Source organism: Persicitalea sp., assembly GCF_041751555.1.
Classification (GTDB): Bacteria; Bacteroidota; Bacteroidia; order Cytophagales; family Spirosomataceae; genus Persicitalea.
Genome location: NZ_JBGSXF010000439.1, coordinates 1 through 10,571, shown reverse-complemented (window position 1 = coordinate 10,571; position 10,571 = coordinate 1). Strand labels below are relative to the sequence as shown.

At 51.2% G+C, this 10,571-nt stretch carries 8 protein-coding genes; 4 read left to right on the top strand and 4 right to left on the bottom strand.

The features are described from left to right. A partial coding sequence (locus ACEW8P_RS15470) for a PKD domain-containing protein (RefSeq protein WP_373513983.1) occupies positions 1-1,321 on the top strand: 1,321 nt, incomplete at its 5' end. 58 nt (positions 1,322-1,379) lie between these two features. Here the strand turns inward: ACEW8P_RS15470 and ACEW8P_RS15465 are convergent. The 4 genes from ACEW8P_RS15465 to nirB all read right to left on the bottom strand — a co-directional run bounded on the left by ACEW8P_RS15465 (position 1,380) and on the right by nirB (position 6,489). Beyond that, positions 1,380-2,063 (bottom strand): response regulator, encoded by a 684-nt coding sequence (locus ACEW8P_RS15465; protein ID WP_373513982.1) that lies wholly within the window; start codon positions 2,061-2,063, stop codon positions 1,380-1,382. 19 nt (positions 2,064-2,082) lie between these two features. Continuing rightward, on the bottom strand, positions 2,083-3,510 hold the full coding sequence (locus tag ACEW8P_RS15460) for a histidine kinase (protein ID WP_373513981.1): 1,428 nt from the start codon (positions 3,508-3,510) through the stop codon (positions 2,083-2,085). Positions 3,511-3,516: 6 nt separating this feature from the next. Further along, positions 3,517-3,870, bottom strand: coding sequence for a nitrite reductase small subunit NirD (nirD, locus tag ACEW8P_RS15455; RefSeq protein WP_373513980.1), 354 nt, complete (start codon positions 3,868-3,870; stop codon positions 3,517-3,519). 87 nt (positions 3,871-3,957) lie between these two features. Next, entirely contained in the window at positions 3,958-6,489 is a 2,532-nt protein-coding gene (gene nirB, locus ACEW8P_RS15450) for a nitrite reductase large subunit NirB (RefSeq protein WP_373513979.1), read from the bottom strand. Between the two features lie 280 nt (positions 6,490-6,769). Here nirB and cobA point away from each other — a divergent pair, with 280 nt between their 5' ends. From cobA to ACEW8P_RS15435, 3 genes are all read left to right on the top strand, one after another. Beyond that, entirely contained in the window at positions 6,770-7,600 is an 831-nt protein-coding gene (gene cobA / locus ACEW8P_RS15445; RefSeq protein WP_373513978.1) for a uroporphyrinogen-III C-methyltransferase, read from the top strand. 237 nt (positions 7,601-7,837) lie between these two features. Further along, entirely contained in the window at positions 7,838-9,196 is a 1,359-nt protein-coding gene (locus tag ACEW8P_RS15440; protein ID WP_373513977.1) for an alginate export family protein, read from the top strand. A 131-nt stretch (positions 9,197-9,327) separates the two neighbouring features. Then, positions 9,328-10,571: NarK family nitrate/nitrite MFS transporter (locus tag ACEW8P_RS15435; protein WP_373513976.1), on the top strand; the 1,244-nt coding region annotated here is incomplete at its 3' end.

Here is a 10,571-nt window from a genome sequence, read left to right as displayed (position 1 = left end):
CAACTTCCGGGCCGAAACGCAGCAGGTACTTTTGGGAGCCACAGTTCAGTTTTTTGATCTTTCCAGCAACTTTCCCAACCGCTGGTACTGGACATTCGAGGGCGGCGCACCTGCTAATTCCACCCAACAAAATCCTGTGGTAACCTACACCCGGCCCGGTAAGTTTCGGGTCACGTTGGTGGCGGCCAACAGCCTGGGGGTATCGGATACTTTGAAACGCGAGGGATACATCGAAGTACTCAACTCGGGCCTCTGCGCCGAGAAAACTAACTTTAACGGTACCCGAACGCTCATCCGCGACACGACCCGGATCGGTTATGTATCGGGGCATAACGGACGAAGGGTCATGGCCGTTTCCGAGCAATTTGATAACCCCTTAGGCTACATCAACTTGGGAGGAGCTACTCTGCGCTTTGGTAAGGTCTTCGCCAAAGGAGGAGCCGATACGGAAAATACGATTCTGGTAACTGTTTGGAACGCCCGCGGCTTCCAGGGCGGACCAGGGGCGATACTGGAAGAAAAAGAGGTGCCGTTGCGCCGAATCGCAAGTGATATCGCCGCCAACCGCGCTACCGACATTACATTTGACCGTCAAATTCCTTTATTTGGTCAGGGATACCATATTGGCCTTCAATTGGTGTACAACGGCGACTCGGTGGCACTATTTACTACTAAGGACGGACAATCCGTAAAGGGTACTTCCTGGGAACAAAACGCCGCCGGCGAGTGGGACTTGTTTTTGCGCCGTACGGGCCTGAACATTGCCCACGAGATTACGGCCCGGCCCGGAATGAAGCCCGCCGTGCTGGTTTCGGCCTCGGCGCAGTTCATCAACCCTGGCGAAGCAGTCACGTTGCAAGCCAAGGGGGCGAGTATCTACAATTGGTCGCCGGGTACCAACCTTAATACTACTTTGGGCCCACAGGTAGTGGCGCGTCCCGGCCAGACGGCCACCTTTACCGTGCGAGGTTCAGGTTCCGACGTCTGCGGGGATAGTACGGCTTCTTCCACAATTTATGTGCGGAATAACCAGGTACTAGGCAACGAACCGACGCGCCAAGCTCTGCTGGAAAACACCGTGCAATTCTCGCCCAACCCGAACAATGGTTTGGTAGAAATAAAGCTGGATAACGAACTACGTGGCCCAGTGCAGGCGACAGTCTACAACCTAAGCGGCGTAGCTGTACGGCAGGAAAGCTTCCTCAAAGATGCCGATCAGGTCAGTCACACGTTGGATATTCGTCGCTCGGCGGCGGGGATTTATGTAATAGAGGTGAGTGTGGGAGAATTCACGAGCCGAAAACGAATTCTGAAACATTAAACGTAAAAAAACCGAAGCATACTCGCTTCGGTTTTTTTTTGAAAACTCATCCAAGAAACTAGATACGTTCCCGTAACGCCAAACTCACCAACTCGGCGGTGTTTCTGACCCTCGCTTTGCGAATAATGCTGGCCCGTTGGTTGGCTACAGTATGGGGGCTGACATCGAAGCGGCGGGCGATGTCTTTGCTGCTCAAACCCTCGGTCAGGCATTGCAGGATTTCATGTTCCCGACTTGTAATCCGGTGCCAGATCGAGGTCGGCGCGTTGGTGATAGGCCCGTTGTCGTTGCTTCGGTTGATGGACCGCTGCACTACCAGATTCCTGATTATCACCGACGATGCATTGGGCGGATAGTACAGGTCTCCGCCATTGACGGTTCTGATCGCTTTCAGGATTTCCTCCTGGCCCGTGTCTTTCAGGAGATACCCTGCCGCTCCATTCTGCACGGCATTCATAATATAGTCGGGATTATTGTGCATGCTAAATATCAAAATCCGCACCATCGGATAAGAGCGGGTCGCCTCTCGGGTCACTTCGATGCCCGACATGCGCGGCATTGTTATATCCAGCAGAACCACATCCGGCAAACGGATCGGAATCATATCAAGTGCTTCATCGCCGTCGGTAGCTTCGCCCACGATTTCGATATCCTCTTCATCTTCCAGCAAATTCAGTAGTCCTTTTCGAACCACTGAATGATCGTCCACTACTAAAATACGTATCGGTTTGTCATTCAACATAGCTTTGATTCATAATGGATTATATAAATATCTTAACCTCAACTTTACTGCCTTTGCTACTCCTTGAACTAATTGTCAAAATTCCATTGAGCAACCGTGCCCTTGTTCTCATATTCCCGATACCGTTGTGGGTCAGGGAATAGGTTTCCCGCTTCGGAATATCCGCAACTCTGAAACCTTTGCCATTGTCTTTCACGGAAAGGCAGATTTCGGAAGTACTTTTCTTAAAGACGATCTCGATCCGTTCAGCTTCCGAGTACTTCACTGCATTGTTCAGTCCTTCCTGGGCAATGCGGTAGAGTCCGATCTCCTGCACGGGAATCAACCGTGCGGGCTCTTTCGTTCCCTTAAACTCTACCACCATTCCCGACGATCTGGCGGTTTGCTCTGTCAGCAGTTTTAGTGCTGCTTCCAGGCCAAAGTCACCCAACACGGATGGCATGAGATTGAAAGCCACTTCACGGGTGTTTTGAATTGTTTCCTGCAACAAATCACGCAGATCTTCCACGCGCTGCCGCTGTTTTTCATTTGCCGCAGGCATTTGCCTGATTTTTTCAACGTGCAGTTTCAGGCCTGTCAACATCTGCCCGATACCATCGTGCAGTTCCCGGGCAAAGCGCCTCCGCTCTTCCTCCTGCCCTTCCAGCAGTGCCGCCGAACGCACCGTTTCCTCGGCCAACTGCAACTCGTATTTCTCCCTCGTAGTCCGAACCAGCTTTTCCTGAGCACTTACCAATTGCTGGTTGGTTTCTTCCAGACGTTGGTTGATATATTTCAGCTCTCCTTCTGATTCGGTCAATTGGCGAACTACCTGCTTGGTATGGCTTACCACAGGCCGAAATACAAATAAACCTTCCAAAAACAGAACAGTAAGCGTGGCTATGGTCAGCAACCATTCCACGCGCTCGAGGTATTGCACCCGTTCCAGACTTTCGGCATCAAAGCGGAAGACGATGGCGTCCATCTGCCGCAGGAATATCGGCTCTTTCGCCAAAACCACGCGCAACGCTTCCTTCTTTGTGTCAGCCGAAGGCTTTTCCGAGCCAATGACTTCAAGACGTCCGTACATGGATTCAAAAACGGGTTGCACTTTCGCGAACATACTATCTAACAGCAGACTTTTTCGCACAACGTATTCCTTTTCCATCTGAAGCCTCCCCTCCCGTAACTGTTCCTGGCTCGCGCGCCATAGTGTCAATGACTGGTCGAAGTCACCAGGATCGGTATAGGGGATTTCCTGAGTGCGTAGCACCGCCAGCTTGGTAAGCCGTTGGCTGAGCATTCGCTGCCTTCCCGCTACATTCACCACCCGCCCATCGTCATCGAGGTCGCGAAGCGTTCTTTTTACGAAGAACAATGCACTGATTGTCAGGAGGGCTACCAATAATAGCGCCAAAACATAGTACTGCGTGAGCCGTTGCGCCACCTGATGGTCGAGAGGATTCATAATCTATTATAATGCCACATAGACAAGGCCGTTTTCCACCTTTACGGCGTAGGTATTTATCTCGTACCCCTCATCGCTGAGGCATTTTCCCGTTTGCAGTGAAAATGTTTTCTTGTGAAAAGGGCAGGCTACCTTCGGCTCCCCACCCTGACTGCCGATCATACCGCGCGACAAAGCCATTTGTTGACGGTGAGGGCATTCGTTATCAGTGGCGTACCATTCGACCCGGCGGGCAAAATTAAAAATAGCAACCTGCCGGCCTTTGATCAGCGCGCAAACGCCGCCGTCTACGGGAACATCTGCTGCATGGCAGGCCAGGTGCCAGGTAAGTGTATCGTTTTGTTCTATTGTGAGATTCATATTTTTATAAGTTTAAAGTTTATGATCGGGCTGGCGTTCCATTTTAAAGTTCAGGCGTAAGTAAAAAGTATCAACTCCTAAACTCTTTTATGCCCATTCCTTAGCCCGCTTTTGCCCGCGTAACTCCTCGAAGGCAACCGTCGGGTCTTTTTTTGCCGGCGCGTTTACGAAGTGAGTAAATTGCTTCCGGAGCTCGGGGGTTTCGACCACTTTTTTCCACTCGCATTCATACACATTGATTAAGGCCTGCATTTCGTGTTCCAATTCTTCGGCGATGCCCAGTACGTCATCTACTACCACGGCTTTGAGATAGGCGATGCCCCCCTCCATTTTGTTAAGCCAGGGCGCGGTGCGCATCAGTGGCTCGGCGGTTTTGATATAGAACATGAGGAAACGGTCGATCAACTTAATACAGGTTTCGTCGTCCACGTCGGTAACTAGCAACTGCGCGTGTTGCGGCTTCGTCCCCCCATTGCCGCAGACGTACAGATTCCAGCCCTTCTCAGTAGCAATGATGCCGAAGTCTTTACTCTGCGCCTCGGCGCACTCACGCGTGCAGCCCGATACGGCAGATTTTAGTTTGTGTGGGGAGCGAAGTCCCTTGTAACGGTTCTCGACGCGGACGGCAAAACTCACGGCATCCTGTACGCCGTACCGGCACCAGGTAGTACCCACGCAACTCTTCACCGTCCGCAGGGCTTTCCCATAGGCGTGGCCACTCTCGAAACCTGCTACTATCAACTCCTCCCAAATGTCGGGTAAGTCGCCCAGGTGCGCTCCGAACATATCGATTCGTTGCCCGCCCGTAATCTTAGTATATAGCCCGTACTTCTGGGCCACGGCACCGATCACGATCAGTTTTTCGGGAGTGATTTCGCCGCCTGGAATCCGGGGTACTACCGAGTAGGTACCTCCTTTTTGTATGTTGGCCAGGAAGCGGTCGTTGGAATCCTGCACCGGGGCACGGCCTTTTTCCAGAACGTTCTCATTCCACAGACTGGCTAGTAGTGAAGCTACTACGGGTTTGCAGGTTTCACATCCATCACCCGTGCCGAACTGATCCAGCACTGTATTGTAAGTGCGCAGGTCGTTCATCTTGACTAAGTCAAGTAATTCCTGCCTGCTGTAGTCGAAGTGTTCGCAGATTATATTCCGTACATAAAGGCCCTGAGCCTTCATCACACCCTGAATCAAATCTTTTACCAGAGGTGTGCAGCCGCCGCAACCTGTGCAGGCTTTGGTGGATTTTTTGAGAGCATCGACGGTCGTCTGACCATTCACTTCTACTTCGTGGCAAAGCATCTGCTTCGTAATTGCCTCACACGAGCATATAAGAGCCTCATCGGGCAGGCCCATTACGCCCGCTCCGGCTTCCTCACCGCCACGCGAACCTAGAATGAGGTCTTCGGCATCGGGCGGCAGGACTGTTTTGTTTTTACAGGTCTGGAGCAGCATATTGTACTGCTCCGCGTCGCCGATGAGTATGCCGCCCAGCAGGTGCTTGCCATCTTCGGAAATGTTAATGCGTTTATACACGCCCTTCGCCTTATTCTCGTAGCGAATGGTGCGACAAGCTGGTTCTTCAATAAATGGGTCACCAAAACTAGCCACATCCACGCCAATCAATTTCAGCTTGGTGGACATATCATATGGCTTGAATTCCTTTTCACCGCCCATTAGCTGAGTCACGACCACATCGGCCATTTCGTAGCCGGGTGCCACCAGCCCATATATCATATGGTGGGCCAGAGCGCATTCGCCGATAGCGTAGATGGTGGGATCGGTAGTTTGCAGACGCTCATTGACTACTATACCACCGCGCGGATGCGTTTCGAGTCCGGCGTGCCTGGCAAGCTCGTCGCGCGGACGAATACCCGCTGATATCACAAGCATATCCACGTCTAGCTTTTCGCCGTCTTCAAATTGCAAGCCGTTAATGCAGCCTTCGCCCGTAATCTCGCGCGTACTTTTAGATAGATGCACATGCAACCCCAGCTCTTCAAGCTGATTTTGCAGCAAATCGGAACCCGCCGCGTCGATCTGCCTGGGCATTAGCCGTGGGGCAAACTCAACCACGTGGGCTTCGGACATACCTAAATCAAGCAAAGCCTTTGCCGCTTCCAACCCAAGCAATCCGCCGCCAATTACCGCACCTTTTCTGGCTCGTTTGGCGTAAGAATCCATCATCTCGAGGTCCTCTATGGTACGATAAACGAATACCCCTTCTTTTTCGACACCCGAAATAGGCGGAACGAAGGCTCCAGAGCCTGTTGCCAACACCAAATAGTCATAATTAACTACGTGTCCGTGATGTGATCGAACAGTCCTGGCTTCACGGTCTATAGCTACTACCGGATCGGATAAATAAAGTGAGATTGCATTTTCCTCATACCAGCTTACTGGAGCCAGCAAAAGATCATCTGCAGATTTCCCATCGAAATAGGAACTAAGATGTACGCGATCGTAGGCCGCACGGGGCTCTTCCCCAAAAACTGTTACATTATACTCGAAGTGACTTTCGGCTTGGGATTCTATTCGGCCCAAAAGTTTCTCGCAAAACTTATAGCCTACCATGCCATTGCCTACCACGACGATGTGCTTTGTTTTGTTTGTGTTCATAGTTAATACTAACTAGTTAATTTGTAAAACCCTGTATTTTATTTGTACTTTTTAAATAAACCCCCGTTTCTATGCTTAAAAAGTACAGATCAAAATTAAGCGGTCATTTTATGAAATCCTAACTTTTTATTTTCTAATTGATTATTATTTCAGTCTTTTTTTTGGAGAAATCGTTGTTATTAAAAATTAATGATCTAAATTTGATTCATCACTTGGGGTAATTACAATTAACTATTGATTGTACAATTCTAATATTTGAACACTCTTTTACTATAGCACTATGAAACCGAAGCTGACACTCGTGGGGGCGGGACCGGGCGACGAAGAACTGATTACCTTAAAAGGGATCAGAGCGCTTGAGAAAGCCGACGTAGTTTTATACGATGACCTGGCCAACCGCCAACTTCTGGACCACTGTCCATCGCATACTTTGAAAATGTATGTGGGCAAGCGAGCCGGACGAATTTCATTCCGGCAAGAGGAAATCAACACGCTTATTGCGCGACTTGCCCGCAAACGAGGCCATGTCGTGAGGCTCAAAGGCGGCGACCCATTCGTATTCGGGCGGGGTCACGAAGAAATCGAATTTGTGCAGGCACTGGGCATCACTTGTGAAGTAGTGCCGGGTGTCACAAGTTGCGTAGCGGTTCCCGCTTCGCAGGGCATTCCGGTCACCCGACGGGGTATCAGTGAGAGCTTCTGGGTCATCACAGCGACCACGCGTTCGGGTGCACTCTCCGACGACCTTCACCTGGCCGCGCAGTCGAACGCCACAGTGGTAGTACTGATGGGAATGAAAAAGTTAAATGAAATCTGCGACTTGTATACACGAATCGGGCGGGGCGCCCTGCCGATGGCCGTGATACAAAACGGTACGCGCACCAACGAAACGTGCGTGGTGGGCCAAGTACAGGAAATGCCGTATCTGGTAGAGGAATTTCGACAGCAAAAGCAAGGGGTGGGGGCCACTTGCGACGATTCAAGGCTGGCCGACACTGGCCTGGATGGCCCGGCGGTGCTGGTAATTGGGGAGGTAGTTGCGGTGCATCCGACTTATGTGCGGACCCAATTGCAAAACCTCTCGATATTATCAGCACCCGTAATGGCCTAATAAAAAAGGCCGATCAGGTATGGGGGTACCTTTTGATCGGCCTATACAGGGTTTGTCTATGTTTAACACAAACAATTCAAAGAAAATGAAAAAAATCCGATAACCCAAATTACTTCCGTTTGCTTCGGACTGCCGCGAGTCCCTGAAAGCCCGATTTGCTATTACGATAGTCTTCGATATGAAGACTTTACAGGAATTTTACGCGCTTTACTTTTCATTTATTTGATTGAATACTTTATGAAAAAATTTATAAACACGCTTGGCCTGTCCATGGTCTTGCTGGGAATAATGCCCGCGCGTGTCAAGGCCCAATTTACCTTATCAGGGCAAGTGCGCACCCGCACCGAACTTCGCGATGGCTTTGCGCGCCCGCTCACCGAATCGCAGGATGCAGCTCTTTTCACTTCTCAGCGTACACGGCTCGATGTGGGTTACGAGAAAGACCGCATCAAGTTTTTCGTGACAGTACAGGATGTACGGGTCTGGGGACAGGATGCATCTACCAATAATGGCGTTACCAACCCTAATCTTGACGGCCTGATGGTGCATCAGGCCTGGGCCGAAATCGGTCTGCTGGATACGGCGGGTACTAATAATGGCCGTAACCTTTCGCTCAAAATAGGGCGGCAGGAACTGCTCTACGACGACAGCCGCCTGCTTGGCAACCTCGACTGGCTGCAACAGGCCCGCCGACACGACGCCGCCGTTCTGAAGTACGAGCGGAACGGCTTTTCCGCCCATCTGGGAGCTGCGTATAATCAGAACCGTGAGTCACTGAGCGGGCAGATTTACAACGGAATCCCAACGGGCTATCCGGCCGGTACGAACGGGATCGGGACGTCTTACAAATCACTGCAATTTCTGCACCTGGGCAAAAAACTAAAACAAGGTACGGCCGCTTTCCTGATTGTGAAGGATGATTTCAATCGCTACTCGCCCGACAGCCTGGGCAATAAAGTCCTGGAAAAAGGTACCTGGAACCGGGTGACACTAGGGCCGTATATCAATACTAAAATTGGCAAAAACCTTTCCCTGACGGCAAGTGCTTACCTCCAAACCGGGAAAGATAAAGACGGCAATACCCTCAATGCTTCCTCGGCCTCTGTTAGCACTAGCTATAATGTTAGCCCGAACTTCGCGTTCGGGCCCGGCGTGGACTATCTTTCAGGCAATGCCCCAGATGACAGTCGATCCCACCGCTTTGATCCACTTTATGGTACGCCGCATAAGTTTTGGGGACAAATGGACTACTTCTACGTAGCCAACGGCTTTGGCCTGGGTGGCCTGGTCAACTATTACCTCAAATCGACCTTTACACTCACCAAAAAGATAAGCGGCACGGCAGATTATCACGTTTTTCAAAGCCCCAACGAAGTACAGGTAGGTGACAAGCCTCTTAGCAGCAAGTCGTTCGGCAGCGAGTTCGACCTTATCCTGAACTACAGGATGATGCCTAATGTGGGAATGCAGTTCGGCTATGCGCATTATTTCAGTAGCCCGTCATTGGCCGCCGTTAAAGCCGTGACCGACCCAAGGCCGGGTGCTAACTGGGCGTATCTGATGATAAATATTACCCCATCTTTTTTGGTAAAATGATACGCGATACGCACCCCAGTCCCAAGTTTGAACTAGGCAATTGAAAGGTGGCGATAAAACACCAAATTTGTTGGCCATGAGACAATTACCCAAACCTCATTCACTCATTCACTCATTCAAAATTGATAAAAATGGAACCTCTCAAAAAATTAAACGTATTCAGCTTCAAGGGCGTGCAGATGCGCACGTTTCACCTCTCCTGGATGGCCTTTTTCATGTGCTTCTTTGGCTGGTTCGGCCTGGCGCCCCTGATGAAAGTCATTAAGGACGATCTTGGCCTGGACAAAGAGCAAATAGGCAATATCATCATTGCCTCCGTGGCCGCCACCGTGATCGCCCGCGTACTGATCGGTCGGATTTGTGATACCTGGGGACCCCGCAAAACCTATACGGCACTGCTGACGATTTGCGCCATTCCCGTCATGGCGGTCGGCTTGTCTTACAACTACGAAACCTTTCTGCTTTTCCGCCTGGCGATCGGCGTCATCGGGGCATCTTTCGTCATTACGCAGTACCACACTTCAGTGATGTTCGACAAGAGGATCGTCGGCACGGCCAATGCCGTGACGGGCGGCTGGGGCAACTTGGGCGGTGGCGTCACTAACATGGTGATGCCGCTGATTTTCGCCGGATTCATAGGCCTGGGCTACCTGCCAAGTGCGGCCTGGCGGCTGGCGATGATCGTGCCGGGGGTATTGCTGCTGGTCATTGCCGCGCTGTATTGGTTTTACACCAAAGATACGCCCGCCGGAAATTTTGACGAACTGCCTGACCGCGTCGTCAACAAGAAAGAGAGCTCCCTTGGCGAGGCCGCTAAGGACTACCGTACCTGGATTCTTTTTCTGGCCTATGGTGCCTGCTTCGGCATCGAGGTTACGTTCGACAACGTAGCGGCCCTTTATTTTGCCGAAAAATACGGCGCAAGTCTGACAATGGCTGGCATTCTGGCGGGTTCTTTCGGTTTCATGAACCTCTTCGCCCGCGCCATGGGCGGTTATGTGGCCGACAAAGTCGGTAATCGCTTTGGAATGTCCGGCAAGGGCCTCCTGCTGGCCGGACTGTTGGTATTGGAAGGACTGGGTATCATCTACTTTGGCCTGACCGACAACATTACATTGGCGATTATTGCCATGATTACCTTCGCCATGTTCCTCAAAATGGCTAATGGCACTACTTATGCCATGGTGCCCTTCGTCAACCGGAAGGCACTGGGTTCGGTCAGCGGCATTGTTGGCGCTGGCGGAAATGTCGGAGCAGTGATGGCGGGCTTCCTCTTCAAATCGCCTTCTATCACGTATTCTGAGGCATTTATGTACATCGGCATCGCGGTGGCGGTAGTCGGCGGAATCGTAGCCATTACCCGCTTCTCGCTTCA

Coding starts and splice junctions, on each gene's coding strand:
- ACEW8P_RS15465 (WP_373513982.1), bottom strand. CDS start 2,063: ATGTTGAATGACAAACCGATACGTATTTTAGTAGTGGACGATCATTCA.
- ACEW8P_RS15440 (WP_373513977.1), top strand. CDS start 7,838: ATGAAAAAATTTATAAACACGCTTGGCCTGTCCATGGTCTTGCTGGGA.
- ACEW8P_RS15460 (WP_373513981.1), bottom strand. CDS start 3,510: ATGAATCCTCTCGACCATCAGGTGGCGCAACGGCTCACGCAGTACTAT.
- nirD (WP_373513980.1), bottom strand. CDS start 3,870: ATGAATCTCACAATAGAACAAAACGATACACTTACCTGGCACCTGGCC.
- cobA (WP_373513978.1), top strand. CDS start 6,770: ATGAAACCGAAGCTGACACTCGTGGGGGCGGGACCGGGCGACGAAGAA.
- nirB (WP_373513979.1), bottom strand. CDS start 6,489: ATGAACACAAACAAAACAAAGCACATCGTCGTGGTAGGCAATGGCATG.